This window comes from Serratia sp. K-E0102 (genome assembly GCF_029962625.1).
Lineage (GTDB): Bacteria > Pseudomonadota > Gammaproteobacteria > Enterobacterales > Enterobacteriaceae > Serratia > Serratia sarumanii.
Genome location: NZ_CP124754.1, coordinates 3893974 through 3910872 on the forward strand (window position 1 = coordinate 3893974; position 16899 = coordinate 3910872).

Annotated in this window: 16 protein-coding genes; 3 read left to right on the forward strand and 13 right to left on the reverse strand. The window is 61.3% G+C overall.

Annotated features, from left to right (window positions below):
- Positions 1–14: 14 nt before the first annotated feature.
- The 6 genes from hscB to trmJ form a co-directional block, all read right to left on the reverse strand.
- Positions 15–536 carry a co-chaperone HscB gene (gene hscB, locus SSARUM2_RS18550; RefSeq protein ID WP_060453058.1) on the reverse strand — a complete coding sequence of 174 codons (522 nt, stop codon included), beginning with the start codon at positions 534–536 and terminating at the stop codon, positions 15–17.
- A 62-nt stretch (positions 537–598) separates the two neighbouring features.
- Positions 599–922 carry an iron-sulfur cluster assembly protein IscA gene (gene iscA / locus SSARUM2_RS18555; RefSeq protein ID WP_004941410.1) on the reverse strand — a complete coding sequence of 108 codons (324 nt, stop codon included), beginning with the start codon at positions 920–922 and terminating at the stop codon, positions 599–601.
- Positions 923–976: 54 nt separating this feature from the next.
- Entirely contained in the window at positions 977–1363 is a 387-nt protein-coding gene (gene iscU, locus SSARUM2_RS18560) for a Fe-S cluster assembly scaffold IscU (RefSeq protein WP_033635600.1), read from the reverse strand.
- A 24-nt stretch (positions 1364–1387) separates the two neighbouring features.
- On the reverse strand, positions 1388–2602 hold the full coding sequence (gene iscS / locus SSARUM2_RS18565; protein ID WP_033654284.1) for a cysteine desulfurase: 1215 nt from the start codon (positions 2600–2602) through the stop codon (positions 1388–1390).
- A 54-nt stretch (positions 2603–2656) separates the two neighbouring features.
- On the reverse strand, positions 2657–3151 hold the full coding sequence (gene iscR / locus SSARUM2_RS18570) for a Fe-S cluster assembly transcriptional regulator IscR (RefSeq protein WP_004941404.1): 495 nt from the start codon (positions 3149–3151) through the stop codon (positions 2657–2659).
- 193 nt (positions 3152–3344) lie between these two features.
- Positions 3345–4079 carry a tRNA (cytosine(32)/uridine(32)-2'-O)-methyltransferase TrmJ gene (gene trmJ / locus SSARUM2_RS18575; protein ID WP_025303916.1) on the reverse strand — a complete coding sequence of 245 codons (735 nt, stop codon included), beginning with the start codon at positions 4077–4079 and terminating at the stop codon, positions 3345–3347.
- A 119-nt stretch (positions 4080–4198) separates the two neighbouring features.
- Between trmJ and suhB the strand changes: the two genes are divergently transcribed.
- A complete protein-coding gene (suhB, locus tag SSARUM2_RS18580; RefSeq protein WP_049234860.1) occupies positions 4199–5002 on the forward strand; it encodes an inositol-1-monophosphatase in 804 nt (267 codons plus the stop codon).
- Positions 5003–5057: 55 nt separating this feature from the next.
- On the opposite strand, the gene SSARUM2_RS18585 is transcribed toward suhB, so the two are convergent.
- Positions 5058–6080, reverse strand: a complete 1023-nt coding sequence (locus SSARUM2_RS18585) for a nickel/cobalt transporter (protein WP_016929766.1) — start codon at positions 6078–6080, stop codon at positions 5058–5060.
- Complete coding sequence (locus tag SSARUM2_RS18590) at positions 6071–6706, reverse strand: DUF1007 family protein (protein WP_033651572.1); 636 nt, start codon at positions 6704–6706, stop codon at positions 6071–6073. Before SSARUM2_RS18590 ends, SSARUM2_RS18585 begins: the two co-directional genes overlap by 10 nt.
- 182 nt (positions 6707–6888) lie before the next feature.
- Between SSARUM2_RS18590 and csiE the strand changes: the two genes are divergently transcribed.
- Positions 6889–8154: a stationary phase inducible protein CsiE gene (gene csiE / locus SSARUM2_RS18595; RefSeq protein WP_049234857.1), complete on the forward strand. Its 1266-nt coding sequence runs from the start codon at positions 6889–6891 to the stop codon at positions 8152–8154.
- On the opposite strand, the gene SSARUM2_RS18600 is transcribed toward csiE, so the two are convergent.
- Together SSARUM2_RS18600 and glyA are read right to left on the reverse strand one after the other, a co-directional pair.
- Complete coding sequence (locus tag SSARUM2_RS18600) at positions 8155–9300, reverse strand: 3-phenylpropionate MFS transporter (RefSeq protein ID WP_060453060.1); 1146 nt, start codon at positions 9298–9300, stop codon at positions 8155–8157. It abuts the gene before it with no gap.
- Positions 9301–9456: 156 nt separating this feature from the next.
- Positions 9457–10710, reverse strand: a complete 1254-nt coding sequence (glyA, locus tag SSARUM2_RS18605) for a serine hydroxymethyltransferase (RefSeq protein WP_004941389.1) — start codon at positions 10708–10710, stop codon at positions 9457–9459.
- A 357-nt stretch (positions 10711–11067) separates the two neighbouring features.
- On the opposite strand from glyA, the gene hmpA reads away from it, so the two are divergent.
- On the forward strand, positions 11068–12258 hold the full coding sequence (gene hmpA, locus SSARUM2_RS18610) for an NO-inducible flavohemoprotein (RefSeq protein WP_060453061.1): 1191 nt from the start codon (positions 11068–11070) through the stop codon (positions 12256–12258).
- 37 nt (positions 12259–12295) lie between these two features.
- On the opposite strand, the gene SSARUM2_RS18615 is transcribed toward hmpA, so the two are convergent.
- The 3 genes from SSARUM2_RS18615 to patD form a co-directional block, all read right to left on the reverse strand.
- On the reverse strand, positions 12296–13480 hold the full coding sequence (locus tag SSARUM2_RS18615; RefSeq protein ID WP_041036352.1) for a cytochrome c: 1185 nt from the start codon (positions 13478–13480) through the stop codon (positions 12296–12298).
- The gene (locus SSARUM2_RS18620; RefSeq protein WP_041036354.1) at positions 13477–15387 is read right to left on the reverse strand and encodes an FAD/NAD(P)-binding protein; all 1911 of its coding nucleotides are present in this window, start codon (positions 15385–15387) and stop codon (positions 13477–13479) included. Before SSARUM2_RS18620 ends, SSARUM2_RS18615 begins: the two co-directional genes overlap by 4 nt.
- Before the next feature lie 85 nt (positions 15388–15472).
- Positions 15473–16897, reverse strand: a complete 1425-nt coding sequence (gene patD, locus SSARUM2_RS18625; protein WP_033648927.1) for an aminobutyraldehyde dehydrogenase — start codon at positions 16895–16897, stop codon at positions 15473–15475.
- Between the last annotated feature and the right edge of the window lie 2 nt (positions 16898–16899).

Consider the following 16899-nt stretch of genomic DNA (forward strand, 5'->3'; position numbering starts at 1 on the left):
AGAATCAGAAGGTGTTACTCAAAACCCAGCAGTTTTTCTTCGAGTTGTTCAACCTGTTGCTGGAGTTTGTCCAAAAAGCGCAGCTTGCGCACGGTGTCGGCGGCGTCCGCCCACAGCTCGCCGTCCAGCTGCTGCAGCATCAGCGCGCTGCGCTGTTTGATGGAGACAGCCAGCCGCGCGCCGAAATCGGCCAGCAGGCTTTCCGCCTCCGGCTTGCGCTCAATGGCGTCGAGCTCTTCGCGCAGCTCCAGCTGTTCCATCAGAAATGCGGTGTCGCGCATCGTATGCTGTTCGTTACCCAGATCGAAGCCGTGCAAAGATAGCATATACTCCGCGCGTTTTAACGGGTGCTTCAGCGACTGGTAGGCTTCGTTGATGGTCGCCGCCTGCTGCAACGCCATCAGGCGTTCGCGCTCCGGCTGGTTGGCGAAACGATCGGGGTGAAATTGGCGCTGCAGATCCTGGAAGCGGGACGCAAGCAGGCTGCCGTCCACGGTGTAGCGAACTGGCAGCCCGAATAAAGTAAAGTAATCCATAGCGTGCTCTGGGCGTTAGCGGATGAAGTTCCCCCGCCGAAACGGGGGAGCACGATGGACTGTCAGACGTTGAAACTCTCGCCGCAGCCGCATTCGCTTGAGACGTTCGGGTTGTTGAACTTGAAGCCTTCGTTCAGGCCTTCCTTAACGAAATCAAGCTCGGTGCCGTCAAGGTAAACCAGGCTCTTGCCGTCGATGATCACCTTGATGCCTTTGTCTTCAAACACGATGTCGTCATCGTTGGCTTCGTCAACAAATTCCAGCACGTAGGCCATTCCGGAGCAGCCGGAAGTTCGCACTCCCAGACGCAGGCCGAGACCCTTGCCGCGGTTCGTCAAAAACGCCTGAACACGCTGCGCAGCGCTGTCGCTCATGGTAATAGACATCACAACCTCACACTTCAAATCAAAGCCCGGCGCGGCCGGGCCGACTCAGACAAATTACTCGGCGCTATGCTTGCTCTTATAGTCGGCAATCGCTGCTTTGATGGCGTCTTCAGCCAGGATCGAGCAGTGAATTTTGACCGGCGGCAATTCCAGCTCTTCGGCGATCTGGGTGTTTTTGATCGCTTCAGCCTGATCGAGCGACTTGCCTTTCATCCATTCGGTCACCAGCGAGCTGGAGGCGATGGCGGAACCGCAGCCGTAAGTTTTAAAGCGCGCGTCTTCGATGATGCCTTCATCGTTAACCTTGATTTGCAGCTTCATGACGTCGCCGCAAGCCGGCGCCCCTACCATGCCGCTGCCGACGGTAGGATCTTCGTTGTCGAAGGAACCCACGTTGCGCGGGTTTTCATAATGATCGATTACTTTTTCGCTGTAAGCCATGACCTTGCTCCTGAAACCTGAGAATTAATGATGCGCCCATTCGATGCTGTTGATGTCCACGCCCTGCTTGAACATCTCCCACAGAGGAGACAGATCGCGCAGACGGCCGATGGATTTACGCACCAGTTGAATGGTGTAGTCGATCTCTTCTTCCGTGGTGAAACGCCCCAGGGAGAAACGGATCGAGCTGTGCGCCAATTCATCGCTCATGCCCAGCGCGCGCAGCACGTAGGACGGCTCGAGGCTGGCGGAGGTACAGGCTGAACCGGAGGAAACAGCCAGGTCTTTCAGCGCCATGATCAGCGATTCGCCTTCAACGTAGTTGAAGCTGACGTTCAGGATGTTCGGTGCGCCGTGCTCCAGATCGCCGTTCAGATACACTTCTTCCATATCTTTCACGCCGTTCCACAGACGATCGCGCAGGGTGCGCAGACGCGCCATCTCTTCGGTCATCTCTTCTTTGGCGATGCGGTAAGCTTCGCCCATGCCGACGATCTGGTGGACAGGCAGGGTGCCGGAACGCATGCCGCGCTCGTGACCGCCGCCGTGTATCTGCGCTTCGATGCGGATGCGCGGCTTGCGGCGCACGTACAGCGCGCCGATGCCTTTCGGGCCATAGATTTTGTGGCCGGAGAACGACATCAGATCGACTTTCAGCTTGCTCAGATCGATAGGCAGTTTGCCCACGCTCTGGGTGGCGTCAACGTGGTAGATGATACCGCGCGCGCGGCACATTTCGCCGATCGCTTCGATGTCCTGCACCACGCCGATTTCGTTGTTGACGTGCATGATGGAGACCAGAATGGTGTCATCGCGCAGCGCCGCTTCGAGATCCTGCAGGCTGATGATGCCGTTGCTCTGCGGCGCCAGATAGGTCACTTCGAACCCTTCGCGCTCCAGCTGACGGCAGGTGTCCAGCACGGCTTTGTGTTCGGTTTTGCTGGTGATGATGTGCTTGCCTTTTTTCTGGTAGAAATTGGCAGCGCCTTTGATCGCCAGGTTGTCGGATTCGGTCGCCCCGGAGGTGAAGACGATTTCGCGCGGATCGGCGCCCACCAGTTCGGCGATTTGGTTACGGGCGATGTCTACCGCCTCTTCCGCCTGCCAACCGAAACGGTGGGAACGGGAAGCCGGGTTGCCGAAAGTGCCGTCCAGGGTCAAAAACTGCATCATCTTCTCAGCAACGCGCGGGTCAACCGGCGTCGTTGCTGAGTAATCCAGATAAATCGGTAATTTCATTGCTCTTGTGCTCCGTACATCACTTCCAAAAACTAAAATAATTTCGCCAGCTGCTTATGCGCGCAGATTAACGTTGATAGTTTCTTGCGGACGACCGTTGGCCGTGCGGCGCGTATCGTTGTTTTGACGATCCGCCACCACCAGCACTTCCTGGTTGTTGACCAGTTCTGCCAGCGTAATGTTGTTCAGGAACCCGCTGATGCGCTCGCTCAGATCGCGCCACAGGGCGTGGGTCAAGCAGCGATCGCCGCCCTGACAGCCTTCTTTGCCCTGGCACCGGGTTGCATCTACCGATTCATCGACGGCAGTGATGACAGCGCCAACGGCGATCTCACCCGCGTCTTTACCCAGCAGATAACCACCGCCCGGGCCGCGCACGCTGGCCACCAGGCCATTCTTGCGCAGACGGGAGAATAATTGTTCCAGATAAGAGAGCGAAATACCCTGGCGTTCGGAAATGTCCGCCAGTGGCACCGGCCCTTCCTGGGAATGCAGCGCTACGTCGAGCATAGCGGTTACGGCATAACGGCCTTTGGATGTCAGTCTCATAGCTCAATGGTTACCTGTTGGTCAAATATGGCCGAAAGTCTGACATTCCTGAGTAAAACAGTCAACTATTTAACCTAGTAATTGACTCAAGTATTAGCACGTTTTGAACTTAGCAAGAACAAAGGTATATAAAATACATGTTATAACCTTTGGATAACTAATACTATTGTCACCCGCCGCTATGCCACATCAATTAATTACCTTGATGTTTATCCTGTTTCTCGATCGACGTCAGCATGCCGCGCAGGATATTCAGCTCCTGCCCTTCCGGGCGCGCGCGGGTGAACAGCCGACGCAGGCGGCTCATCACCTGGCCCGGATGGGACGGGCGAATAAAGCCGGTGCGCTGCAGCGTCTGCTCCAGGTGCTGATAGAAACGCTCGAGGTCATCCACCAGCGGATACGGCGTCTCTTCCAGCTGCGGCGCGCCCGCCTGTTGGCGATCGAGGTAAGCCACGCGCACTTCGTACGCCAGGATCTGCACCGCCATCGCCAGGTTCAGCGAGCTGTAGTCCGGGTTGGCCGGAATGGCGACGTGGTAGTGGCACTTCTGCAATTCATCGTTGGTCAGCCCGACGCGTTCGCGGCCGAACACCAGCGCCACCGGCGCGTGCTCGCCCTCGTGCACCGCGCGCACGCCGCATTCACGCGGCTCCAACATCGGCCACGGCAAGGTGCGAGAACGGGCGCTGGTGCCCACCACCAGGCTACAGCCGGCGATGGCGTCATCGAGGGTGTCGACGATAGTGGCGTTGCCGATCACGTCGCTGGCGCCGGCGGCCAGGGCGATGGCCTGAGAATCGGGTTTGATCAGCGGATTAACCAGATAAAGGTTGGTTAAACCCATGGTTTTCATGGCTCTGGCGGTCGAGCCCATGTTGCCGGTATGTGAAGTCTCTACCAGAACAATGCGGATATTGTGCAGCATACAAACTCTGAGCGTGGCGGAAAATCGCAGCATCTTAACACAGCCATAGGCAATTTGCCGAACAGCTGCTATACTTCGCGCCGTTTCCTGTTCTTTAACATCCTAGTTGGAAGATACCCATGCATCCGATGCTGACTATCGCCGTGCGCGCTGCGCGCAAGGCCGGTAACCTGATTGCCAAAAACTACGAAACCCCGGACGCTGTAGAAGCGAGCCAGAAAGGGACCAATGACTTCGTCACCAACGTCGATCGCGATGCAGAGCATCTGATCATCGACGTCATCCGCAAGTCTTATCCGCAACACAGTATCGTGAGCGAAGAACGCGGTGAGCTGATCGGCGAAGATCGCGATGTGCAATGGGTGATCGATCCACTGGATGGCACTGCAAACTTCATCAAACGTTTCCCTCATTTCTCCGTTTCCATCGCCGTACGCATCAAAGGCCGTACTGAAGTGGCCGTGGTTTACGATCCGATGCGCAACGAACTGTTCACCGCCACTCGCGGCCAGGGCGCACAGCTCAACGGCTACCGCCTGCGCGGCACCAACGCCAAAGATCTGGATGGCACCATCCTGGCGACCGGCTTCCCGTTCAAGGTCAAACAGCACGCAACGCCTTACATCAACATCGTCGGCAAGCTGTTCACCCAGTGCGCAGACTTCCGCCGCACCGGTTCCGCGGCGCTGGATCTGGCCTATGTGGCCGCCGGCCGCGTAGACGGTTTCTTCGAAATCGGCCTGAAGCCGTGGGACTTCGCCGCGGGCGAACTGCTGGTGCGTGAAGCCGGCGGCCTGGTGACCGACTTCGTCGGCGGCCACAACCACTTCAGCTCCGGCAACGTGGTGGCAGGCAACCCGCGCGTAGTGAAAGCCATGCTGGCCACCATGCGTGAAGACCTGAGCGAAGCGCTGAAGCGTTAATCGCCAGAAGCGAGTCGAAAAAAGCGCTGCATCAGCAGCGCTTTTTTTATGCCCGTTAGCGGGAGAAGGGACGGATGCCGCCGCCGAATTCCGGCTGCGCGCTGACGTACAGCAACAGCCCGGCGGCCAGCAGGATCAGGCCGCCGGCCAGCGCCAACGCCCCCCAGGCCACCGCGCTCCAGGCGGCGGGCGCGCGCGAACGGCTGAGGCGCACAGCCAGCCGGCGGCTGTAATGTACCAGCAGCGCCAGCATCGAGATGGTCAACGAGGTGCCGAACGCCATCGCCAGCGCGGAGATCACTCCCCAGCCGAACACGCCGATCACTTTGGAGAACAGCAGCACCAAAATCGCCCCCGAACAGGGGCGCATGCCCATCGCCAGCACGATGGCGGCCTGAGTGCGCCAGTCGCTTCCCGCCTGCAGCTCGCTGTCGCTCGGCAGATGCCGGTGGCCGCAGCCGCAATTGGCGCTGTGCACATGATCCGCCGCCAGCGGCGTCAGGCTGTTGATGCGTAGCGCCGGCGCCGGGCGCATCGCCTTGATCGCCGCAAACAGGCGTTTCAGCGCGCGCCAACTCAGCAGCACGCCAAGCAGCATCACCAGAATAAAGCTGCCCTTCTCCAGCCAGAAACTGCTTTGGTGCAGTTGGCGCGAAGAGAGCTGCAATACCACCAGCATCAGCGTGACCAGCGCGATCGCTACCCCACCCTGCACCAGCGAGGCGGCGAAGGTCAGCTTCAGGCTGCTTTTCAGCCGCGCCGGATGGGTAGCCAGGTAGGTGGCGATCACCACTTTGCCGTGGCCGGGGCCGAGCGCATGCAAGACGCCATAGCCGAGGCTGAACAGCATCAGCGCCAGCCCGGCCTGCTGCGGCGCGGCCTTCACCTGCTGCAACAGCCCCGCCATCTGCTGGTGCAGCGCTTTTTGCCACACCACGCTCTGCATCAGCAGCTGCGGCCAATAGTGCCACGCCAGCAGCGCGGCGGCCGCCAGCGCCAGCGTGAACGGCAGCAGCGGCCACAGGCCGAAGGCCCAGTGGCGCCGGCTCGTCGTCGGTTGCGAGAGATTTAACGACATTGCAGCGTCACCCGCTGGGCGAACTGCTGCCCCAGCGCCAGGTCTTCACCGGGCGAGTCGTTCTTGTCGAGCGACAGCGCATAGGCCTGCAGCGACGCATTCGGCTTCGGCGTCATCAGCTTGTAGCTACACAGCTGCGCCATCTCCGGCGGCAGATGCAGCGCATTTTGGTCTTTATAGGTCATATCCACGAAATAAGTCGGATCGTAAGTCGAAAGTTCGAACGGCTTGCCCGCCAGCGGCTGCGGCTCGGCCAACGGCAGCACGAACTCCAGCACCGCCTGGTTGCCCTGGCGCGACAGGTGATATTCGCTGGGCAAGTTCAGGTATTTCACCGGTTTGCCGTCGCGGTAAAGATCGGTGAAATAGTGCTGCCCCAGCACGTTGGCCATCACTTCCGCCGCCAGCTTTTTCCACACTTCCGAATCGCTCTTGGCGTTTTTCGCATCGTAGAGCAGATCCGCCGAGGTGATTTCATCCATCACCCACACCATTTTCAGGCCGACCAGCCGCTGGTCTTTGGCGACGAAGGTGGTATTCATGTCGATAAAGCTGTGCGGATGAGCGATCGCACCGGCGCTGAACACGGCGCCGAAGGCAGCTAAAAGACGACGTAACTTCATCATTATCCTGTCTTACCTGCATTTGTTATAACGTAACACAAATAGATGCCTGACGGCCCGCCTCTCCCGGCGATATTTGTGACGAAAGTTGTAAGCCGAAGTAAAAGCCGCGCGGTAATCCTGCCGTCACAAAGCCTTTTGCTATGCTTAGGCATAATCGCAACCTTTTATGCCGGAAGGTGATAATGAGCCTGGACACCTCTCCCGTGCCCGAGCTCTCCGGACAACAACGGCGCTGCCATCTGCTGCTGATGCTGTACACGCCGGAGCCCGAGTTACAGCTGGAGACCCTAAGCCGAATCAACGGCGTCGCCCCCCCGATAACCCGGCAAGATATAGCCGAGGTGGCCAGTGAAATCCAGCGTTTCCATCACCTGGAGATCGCCGTCGATCCCGACCATGGCTACCAACTGCGGGGCAGCGTGCTCGACCAACGCCTGTGCCTGATCCACTGGCTGCGGCGGGCCCTGCGCTGCAGCCCGCGGTTTGTCGAAGGCGATTTCGCCCCGCGCCTGCGGCAAGCGCTGGCGATCGATGCCACCCCGGCGTCTGCGCTGACAGAGGCGATCGACGCCTGCGAGCCGCTGCTCAGCCGCCACTTCGATGCGCGCGACCGCCAATTCCTGCAGCATTACCTGCTCTACTGCGCCTGGCAAAATCGCCTGCAGCAGCATCCGCGTTTCGACGCGGTTCAACGCGACTGGCTGCGGAAAAAGCCGGAACAGCAAGCCGCCGCCTGGCTGCATCAGACCTGCAACCGGCTGTTTAACCAGCCGCCGCAGGCAGACGAGCGCGATTTTTTGGCGCTGACCTTCACCATGTTGAAAAATCACAGCTACCACAGCAACGACTCAGCGCAAGAGCGGAGATTGATGGTGGCGATCGACAGCATGGTCGAGCGCTTCCAGCAACTTTCCGGCATGGCCTTCAGCAGCAAGGCGGAGCTGGTCAGCCAGCTGTTCGCCCATCTGGCGCCGGCGCTGGAGCGCTGCCGTTTCGCCATCGGCATCGACAATATGCTGCTGGAAGAAGTGGTGCGCAAATACCCGCGGCTGATGCGCACCACGCAGGAAGCGCTGAAACCGCTGGAGCAGGAGTACGGCGTGCATTTTTCCAACGAGGAGGCGGGTCTGGTGGCCATCAGCTTCGGCGCCTGGCTGATGCAGGACAACGCGCTGCAGGAAAAGCAGGTGCTGCTGCTGACGCTGGACAACCCGCAGCTGGAAGAGGAAGTGGAATATCAGATCCGAGAGCTCACGCTGCTGCCGCTGAACATCAAGTACCTGCCGCTGAGCGACTATCTGCGCGGCGGAGCGCCGCAGGGCATCACGCTGGTGATCACCCCTTATGCGGCGGTGCACAGCGATCCGCACCCGCCGCTGATCTATACCGAACTACCGCTGGAAACCCGGCAGCGCCAGGCGATCCGCGCGCTGCTGGAAGCCCCTTAATCAGCGGCTGACGCTGACCGCCGGCGGCCGGATGAACAAGGCCGGCACCGCGACCGCCGCCATCACCCAGAATACCCCGCCCTGCCAATGTTCGAACAGGAACCCGGCAATGACCGTCATGACGGCGATGCCGCCGCCCATCGCCAGCGCCGAATACACCGCCTGCAGTTGGATCACCTCTTGCCCCTGACGCGCGGCGATAAAGCGCATCGCCGCCAAATGGCAGACGGTGAAAGTGCCGCAGTGCAGGATCTGGATCAGCAGCAGCCAGCCCAGCTCGGTGCTGTAGGCCATCAGGCTCCAGCGCAACACGCCGCAGCAGGCGGAGAGCAACAGCAGGTTGCGCGCATTCCAGCGGCGGAACAGCACGTTGCTGCTGGCGAAAATAATCACCTCCGCCACCACGCCCAGCGACCACAGATAGCCGATGGTCGAGGCCGAATAGCCGGCCTCCTGCCAGTAAATGGAGCCGAAGCTGTAGTAGCCGGCGTGCGCCCCTTGCAGCAGCGTGACGCACAGCAGGAAGCGCCAGACCGGCCCTTCTTTCAGCAGCGCCCACAGCGAACTTTCGGTTCCGCTGTGCGTGCGCGCTTCGCCCTGCGGCATGACGCTCGGCTTCAACAGCATGCCCAGCAGCATCGCCAGCACGCTGAAGATCAGGCTGTAGAGAATGGCGTTATGGCCCCATACCGCTACCAGCTGCCCGGTCAGCGCCGAGCCGATGACGAACGCCAGCGAGCCCCACAGCCGCACCCGGCCGTAGTCCATACGGATCTGCTTTTGCCAGGTGGCGGCCAACGCGTCGGTCAGCGGCACCAGCGGCGAGAAGAACAGGTTGAAACCCGCTATCACCAGCATCAGCCAACCCCAGCCGTTGCCGAAACAGAAACCGACCGCAAAGGCCAGGGTCAGCAGCGCCAGCAGGCGCAGGGCGGAGACTAAATGAGAGGGATCTTTAACGCGGGGCGCAATCAGTAAGCTGCCGAGGAAGCGGGCCACCAAGCCGGCGCCGAGCAGCATGCCGATGGTTTCGGGCGCGATGCCCTCGCCTTTCAGCCACACGCCCCAGAACGGTAAGAAGATGCCATAGGAAAAGAAGTAGGTGAAATAACTGAGCGCGAGCCAACGCGTGGATTGCAGAACCATGATCCCTCCGGAGTGAGGGCAATACTTTGACAGAGCTCACACCGACCCGCAATCTTCATTCCACTTCAATGCGTTAGAGTGCCAGACAGCTCACAGTTTGCCGCGAGCGGCCACAAAAAAACCCGCCGCAGCGGGTTTTGTCGGGCGAAAGCGGGATTACGCGTAAACCGGCAGGCGGGCGCAGATATCCAGCACTTTCTTCTTGGTGCGTTCGATGGTGGCTTCATCGTTGATGTTGTCCAGCACATCACAGATCCAACCGGCCAGTTCGCGCACGTCGGCTTCTTTGAAGCCGCGACGGGTGACGGCCGGGGTGCCGATACGCACGCCGGAGGTGACGAACGGGCTTTTCGGATCGTTCGGCACGCTGTTTTTGTTGACGGTGATGTTGGCGCGTCCCAGGGCGGCGTCCGCTTCTTTACCGGTCAGGTTTTTGTCGACCAGATCCAGCAGGAACAGGTGGTTATGGGTGCCGCCGGAGACCACTTTGTAGCCGCGCTGCAGGAACACTTCCACCATCGCCTTGGCGTTGACCGCCACTTGCTGCTGGTAAACCTTGAACTCAGGCTCCATCGCTTCTTTCAGCGCCACCGCCTTGCCGGCGATCACGTGCATCAGCGGGCCGCCCTGGCCGCCAGGGAACACGGCGGAGTTCAGCTTTTTGTACAGCTCTTCGTCGCCGCCCTTCGCCAGGATCAGGCCGCCGCGCGGGCCCGCCAGGGTTTTGTGGGTGGTGGTGGTGACGATGTGCGCGTGCGGTACCGGGTTCGGGTAGACGCCGGCGGCGATCAGGCCCGCTACGTGCGCCATGTCGACGAACAGGTAAGCGCCGATGCTGTCGGCGATTTCGCGCATTTTGGCCCAGTCAACCACGCCGGAGTAAGCGGAGAAGCCGCCGATGATCATTTTCGGCTTGTGGGTTTGCGCCTGCTTGGCCAGATCGTCATAGTCGATTTGGCCTTTGTCGTCGATGCCGTAAGGCACCACGTTATACAGTTTGCCGGACAGGTTGACCGGGGAACCGTGGGTCAGGTGGCCGCCGTGCGCCAGGTTCATGCCCAGAATGGTGTCGCCCGGCTGCAGCAGCGCGGTGTACACGGCGAAGTTAGCCTGGGAGCCAGAGTGCGGCTGCACGTTGGCGTAATCGGCGCCGAACAATTCTTTGGCGCGATCGATAGCCAGCTGCTCAACGATATCCACGTATTCGCAGCCGCCGTAGTAACGCTTGCCCGGATAGCCTTCAGCGTATTTGTTGGTCAGCTGGGAACCCTGAGCCTGCATCACGCGCGGGCTGGTGTAGTTCTCAGACGCGATCAGCTCGATGTGCTCTTCCTGACGCACCACTTCCTGCTCCATGGCACGCCACAGTTCCGCATCGTAATCGGCAATGTTCATTTCACGCTTTAACATCCGGCATCTCCTGACTTAAATCAGCTAACTAAAAAATCACCAAATAACTACCCGTTTGGGTTCTGGGCCACAGTGTAAACCGTTTCGCCCCACCGAAGATAGGTCTTGACAGAGGTTTTTACGCAAACGATTGGCATAAGGTGGCGCAAGGCTTTGATCCGCTAAACGCCGCCGTTTATCAACGGACATTTCCTCATGCGAACGATGCGCTTTTTTCATGTTCTGTGAGCGCGATCGACGCCCGAAGAACACCGCAACGAAAACAAGGGTATTTACAAGCGACGCGGAACCCAATAAGATGCATTTAAAATACATCATTACAATTATCGTCAAGATCCCAACCCAAGGAGCGCTTCCATGCTGGATAGCCAAACCATCGCCACCGTGAAATCCACCATTCCCCTGCTGGCTGCGACCGGGCCGAAGCTGACCGCCCACTTTTACGATCGCATGTTCGCGCACAACCCTGAATTGAAAGACATTTTCAACATGAGCAACCAGCGCAACGGCGATCAGCGTCAGGCGCTGTTCGACGCCATCTGCGCCTATGCCGCCAACATCGAGAACCTGGCGGCGCTGCTGCCGGCGGTGGAGCGCATCGCGCAGAAGCACACCAGCTTCAATATCCAGCCGGAGCAGTACAACATCGTCGGCGGTCACCTGCTGGCGACCCTGGACGAAATGTTCAGCCCGGGTCAGGAAGTCCTGGACGCCTGGGGCAAGGCCTACGGCGTGCTGGCCAACGTATTTATCCAGCGTGAAGAACAGATTTATCAGCAGAGTGAAACCGACAACGGCGGCTGGCGCGATCTGCGCGCGTTCCGCATCCTGAAGAAACAGCAGCAGAGCGACGTGATCTGCAGTTTCGTGCTGGCGCCGGTGGACGGCGGCCGGGTGGCGGACTTCAAACCGGGGCAGTATCTGGCGGTCTACATCAAGCACGACAGCCTGGAACATCAGGAAATTCGCCAGTACTCGCTGACCACCTCGCCGAACGGCGAGTTCTACCGCATCGCGGTGAAGCGCGAAGATCAGGGGAAAGTGTCCAACTACCTGCACCAGCAGGCGCAGGAAGGCGACGTGATCTACATCGCCCCACCGCACGGCGACTTCTTCCTCGACGTGGCGCCGACCACGCCGGTGGCGCTGATCTCCGCCGGCGTCGGCCAAACCCCGATGCTCGGCATGCTCAACACCCTGCACGACAGCCAGCATCAGGCGCAGGTCCACTGGCTGCACGCGGCGGAAAACGGCGGCGTGCACGCCTTTGCCGATGAAGTGGCGGATATTGCCGGGCGCATGCCGAATCTGAGCCGCCATGTGTGGTACCGCGAGCCGGGCGCCGATGACGTGGAAGGCCGCGACTACCACAGCCGCGGATTGATGGATTTGAGCGCCCTGCAAGGCAGCCTGGCCGATCCGCAGATGCACTATTACTTCTGCGGCCCGGTGGCCTTCATGCAGTTCGTGGGCAAACAGCTGCTGGAAATGGGCGTAGAGGCCGAACGCATCCACTACGAATGCTTCGGCCCGCATAAGGTGCTGTAATGCTTGCGGAGCGCGGCCGTCAGACCGCGCTCCCTCTTCATTTCGCCTGTAGCTGGCGCGCGTCCTGCACCTGCTGCACCGTCACCGGCGCCGCCTGGTTGCCCCAGCTTCCCCGCAGATAGCTCATCAGATCCGCCGCCTGCCGATCGTTCAACGCCCAGCCGTAAGCCGGCATGTCGAACGCCATCGCCTGCTGCGTGATCGGCGTATGCGCCCCCTCCAGCACCACCCGCAGCGCGGTCAGCGGATTGTCCGCCGTTACCGTGGCATTGCCCGCCAGCGCCGGAATGGCGAAGTCAGTGCCCTCCCCCTTGTTGCCGTGGCAGGTCGAGCAGTACATCGCGTAGGTCGCCTTGCCGCCCGGGTTATCCGCCTGCGCGGCAGGCGCAGCGGCTTTGGCGGCGGTGTCCGGCGCCAGGCTGCGCAGGTACACCGCGATGGCGTTCAGATCGCCGTCGCTGAGGTACTGCGTGCTGTGGGTCACCACCTCGCTCATCGGCCCGGCGACCGCCGCATGGCGGCTGCGGCCGGTTTTCAGCAGTGCCGTCACCTCTTCCGGCGGCAGGCCGCGCAGATTGGAGGCGTACCAGCCGTCCAGCTCGGCGCCGCTCAGGAACACCGGCTCCTTGCCGTCCAGCCCCTTCTCCTGCATCGCCCAGCCGCGCGGCGTGTGGCAGCTGCCGCAATGGCCCGCACCCTGCACCAGGTAGGCGCCGCGGTTCCACTCGGCGCTTTGTTGCGGATCCGCCTGATACGGCTGGTCGTCGTGGAACAGCTGGTTCCACACCGCCAGCGGCCAGCGCATCGACAACGGCCAGCTGATGTCGCTGGCGCGGTTGGCCACGTTCTGCGCCGGCACCTCATTCATCAGATAGTCATACAGCGCGCGCATGTCTTCCGCGCTCATTTTGGCGTACGAGGTGTACGGCATCGCCGGGTAGAGCCGGTGGCCGTCTTTGGCTACCCCCTGGCGCATGGCGCGATCGAACTCTTCGAACGAATAGGCGCCGATGCCGTGCAGCTTGTCCGGCGTGATGTTGGTGGCGTAGATAGCCCCGAGCGGCGTCGGGAACTTCATGCCACCCGCCAATTCGGCGCCGCCCGGCGCGGTGTGGCAGGCGGTGCAGTCGCCGGCCTTGGCGACGTATTCCCCGGCCGACATCGCCTGGGCCGAGCCGCCGGCCGCCAGCAGGCTCAACAGGTACAGCGAACGCAGACTCATGCTCCCTCCTTGGCGGCAACCTTGCCGTAGGCCAGTTCGTTCACCGCGCGCCACGCCTGATCGATCGCCGAGTTGGCGTACGGGCTCCAGTCGGCATCCGAGTTGGCGATAACGATCTTGCCGATCGGCTGCCGCGCCGTTTCGATGATTTTCGTGGCCTCGTCTTCGTCGTCGAACAGCCCGTTGAGGAAGTAGGAGTAACCGTGCGACCAGCGGTTGACGGTGATCGCCTGAATATCGCGCTGATGGTCGAAACCGGCCTCGCCCAGCATGCCCTGCAGCTGTTCGCGGATCATCTGCTCGTGCACCTCGAACGGCGTGCCCAGCAGCAGCGCGCGCCCTTTGCGCGATTGCTCGCGCGGGCTGAGGCCGCTGCCCGGCAGCGTCGGCACGTAGACCATATGCAGGCCGATCGGTCGATCCGGATCGCGCGGGTGCTGATACCCGCCCATGCTCACCGGGTAATCCAGCTTCACGCGGCTGTACGGCGCGGCCGGCGAATAGATCTCGTGCACGCCCAGCTTGATGAACGGTTGCCAGTTGCGGATCACCACCTTGCTGTACACCAGCGGCGACTTGACGTTCTGCTTCAGCGCCTCCTGCTGCTCGTGCGACATCTCCGGCACCAGGTATGGGATCATCATGTTGTAGCCGGCCATCACCACCTGCCCGGCGCGCACCTTGGTCATCTTCTCGCCGGTCATGTAGGTGACTTCCACCTTGTCGCCAACGTTGGCCGCATGCAGCCCGGTGCTATTCAAACGCAGCTTCACCGGCGACTCCGGCCGATCGAGCTGGCCGTAGTCGAATTTGGCCAGCACCACGTCGTTCATGTCTTTGCCAGCCGGCGCCACCGCCGGGATCAATTTGCGCACCATCAGGCGCGCCAGCGTGGCGTTGCCGTCCGGGAAGTGGAACACGTAAGGATCGTCGAGATCCGCCTGCGACTCTTCGTCCAGCGGCGGCAGATTCATGCCGTCAAGGCCCGGCAGATCGCAGATGCGCGCATCGCTGCACGACGTGCCGTCGATGCCCACCGCCTGGAAATCGTTGGTGGTCTGCTGGAAATAACGGATCGCCAGCTCACTCAGGCCCACCTTCTCGCGCAGGAACTGGGTGTAGCTGTGGGTATCGAGCCACTCGACCTTCTGCTCCAGCGTCATCTCCGGCAGATAATCTTTCTTCACCGTATGCAGCGCGATCAACGCCTGACGATCGCTTTCCGGCAGCGGGAAATCGCCGATGAACGCTTCATAAGAGCGGCCGTTGAGACGATCGCGCGGAATGTCGTCCGCCACCGTGCGGCCCGGATCGCCGCTCACCACCTTGTCGACGCCGAAGTTCTTGCGATCGAAGTAAACCCCGCGGCTCAGGTTCAGATCCGGGTAGAAGGTGGTGTCAAACGCCTGCTCCAGCCGATCGATATCGACGCCGAGATTGCGCAGCAGCCCCATCGCCACCGGGCTGAAGTTGGAGCGCGGCGACTGCAGCGATTCACTGCCGCCGTAGCCGAGCAGCATGCCGTCGTCGGTGTTGAATTCGTTGCGCTTGGCGTGGCCGCCGAAGTCGTCATGGTTGTCGATCAGCAAAATGCGCTGCTGCTCACCTTTCAGCTGCTGCCAGAAGCAGGCGGCCGCCAACCCGCTGATGCCGGCGCCGACCACCACCAGATCGAACTCTTCAACGGCGGGCACGCTGCCGAAATCAAAGGTTTTGCCGTCGCGCCCCAGCTGGTGCGCATGCTCGAACGAGCCCGGATGGTTACCCCGCAGCCCGGTCAGCGCCGGCGGGTAGTACAGGGTTTGATTGGCGGTTTGCGGCGACGCGCGCAAGATTTGCAGCGGCGTCAACCCGGCGGCGATGGTGATCGCCACCCCGTTGAGAAAATCGCGTCGGGTGATACCCATATAGGCTTCCTTTCAATTTTTATTATCATCGGCCGGCCGGGGCCGGCCCGAAGGCCGCGCTATTGTGCGGATAATTATTGTAAAATCAATGTTTGAACATCACATGGCGAATGGCGGTGTAATCCTCCAGCCCGTACATCGACATATCCTTGCCGTAGCCGGACAGTTTCTGGCCGCCGTGCGGCATTTCGCTAACCAGCATGAAGTGGGTGTTCACCCAGGTGCAGCCGTATTGCAGGCGGGCGCTTAAGCGATGCGCGCGGCCCACGTCGCGAGTCCACACGGACGACGCCAGCCCGTAGTTGGATTCGTTCGCCCAGGCCAGCACCTGCTCTTCGTCGTCAAACGGCGTCACCGTCACTACCGGGCCGAACACCTCGCGCTGCACGATTTCATCCTCCTGGCGCGCACCGGCCAGCAGCGTCGGCTGGAAGTAGTAACCCGGCCCCTTCACCTTCTCGCCGCCGGTCACCACCTGCACGTGCGGCAACGCTTTGGCGCGCTCGACAAAACCGGCGACCCGCTCCAGATGCTGGGCGGTAATCAATGGCCCCAGCTCGGTGCTCTCGTCGTCCGGCGCGCCGATCTTCAGGCTGGCCACCGCCTCGCCCAGCCGCTTCACCAGCTCGGGATAAATGCTTTTCTGCGCGTAGATGCGGCAGGCGGCGGTGCAATCCTGCCCGGCATTGTAGAAACCGAAGCCGCGAATGCCGTCCACCACCTGCTGCAGATCGGCGTCGTCGAACACCAGCACCGGCGCCTTGCCGCCCAGTTCCATATGGGTGCGCTTAATGCCGGCGGCGGTGTGGGCGATGATGTGCTCGCCGGTGGCGATCGAGCCGGTCAGCGACACCATGCGCACCTTGTCATGCCCGGTCAACCGATCGCCGACGCTTGCGCCGCGGCCGAACAGCACGTTGAGCACGCCCGGCGGGAACAGCCCGGCGGCCAGTTCGGCCAGTTTGAAAGTGGTCAGCGGCGTCTGCTCCGAAGGCTTGATCACCACGCAGTTGCCCGCCGCCAGCGCCGGCGCCAGTTTCCAGGCCGCCATCATCAGCGGGTAGTTCCACGGCGCGATCGAAGCCACCACGCCGAGCGGATCGCGGCGGATCATCGAGGTATGCCCGGCCAGATACTCGCCGGCCGCCATGCCGGTCAGGCAGCGACTGGCCCCGGCGAAGAAGCGAAACACGTCGGCCACCGCCGGCAGTTCGTCGTTCAACACGCAGTGATAAGGCTTGCCGCAGTTGAGCGACTCCAGCCTGGCGAAGGTCTCGGCATGCGCATCGATCAGATCCGCCAGCTTGAGCAGATGCTCGGCGCGCTCTTTCGGCGTGGTTTGCCCCCAGGCGGCGAACGCGGCGTCCGCCGCCAGCACCGCGCGATCGACCTGCTCCGGGCTGGCCTCCGCCACCTGCGCGATCACTTCGCCGGTCGCCGGGTTATACACCGGCTGGGTCGCGCCCTGGCCGTTCACCAGGTGGCCGTCAATCAACAGTTGGCTTTGCATAG

Bases quoted from the DNA above. Each gene is read 5' to 3' on its own strand.
- hscB (WP_060453058.1), bottom strand. From the start codon at position 536: ATGGATTACTTTACTTTATTCGGGCTGCCAGTTCGCTACACCGTGGAC.
- iscA (WP_004941410.1), bottom strand. From the start codon at position 922: ATGTCTATTACCATGAGCGACAGCGCTGCGCAGCGTGTTCAGGCGTTT.
- iscU (WP_033635600.1), bottom strand. From the start codon at position 1,363: ATGGCTTACAGCGAAAAAGTAATCGATCATTATGAAAACCCGCGCAAC.
- iscS (WP_033654284.1), bottom strand. From the start codon at position 2,602: ATGAAATTACCGATTTATCTGGATTACTCAGCAACGACGCCGGTTGAC.
- iscR (WP_004941404.1), bottom strand. From the start codon at position 3,151: ATGAGACTGACATCCAAAGGCCGTTATGCCGTAACCGCTATGCTCGAC.
- trmJ (WP_025303916.1), bottom strand. From the start codon at position 4,079: ATGCTGCACAATATCCGCATTGTTCTGGTAGAGACTTCACATACCGGC.
- suhB (WP_049234860.1), top strand. From the start codon at position 4,199: ATGCATCCGATGCTGACTATCGCCGTGCGCGCTGCGCGCAAGGCCGGT.
- SSARUM2_RS18585 (WP_016929766.1), bottom strand. From the start codon at position 6,080: ATGTCGTTAAATCTCTCGCAACCGACGACGAGCCGGCGCCACTGGGCC.
- SSARUM2_RS18590 (WP_033651572.1), bottom strand. From the start codon at position 6,706: ATGATGAAGTTACGTCGTCTTTTAGCTGCCTTCGGCGCCGTGTTCAGC.
- csiE (WP_049234857.1), top strand. From the start codon at position 6,889: ATGAGCCTGGACACCTCTCCCGTGCCCGAGCTCTCCGGACAACAACGG.
- SSARUM2_RS18600 (WP_060453060.1), bottom strand. From the start codon at position 9,300: ATGGTTCTGCAATCCACGCGTTGGCTCGCGCTCAGTTATTTCACCTAC.
- glyA (WP_004941389.1), bottom strand. From the start codon at position 10,710: ATGTTAAAGCGTGAAATGAACATTGCCGATTACGATGCGGAACTGTGG.
- hmpA (WP_060453061.1), top strand. From the start codon at position 11,068: ATGCTGGATAGCCAAACCATCGCCACCGTGAAATCCACCATTCCCCTG.
- SSARUM2_RS18615 (WP_041036352.1), bottom strand. From the start codon at position 13,480: ATGAGTCTGCGTTCGCTGTACCTGTTGAGCCTGCTGGCGGCCGGCGGC.
- SSARUM2_RS18620 (WP_041036354.1), bottom strand. From the start codon at position 15,387: ATGGGTATCACCCGACGCGATTTTCTCAACGGGGTGGCGATCACCATC.
- patD (WP_033648927.1), bottom strand. From the start codon at position 16,897: ATGCAAAGCCAACTGTTGATTGACGGCCACCTGGTGAACGGCCAGGGC.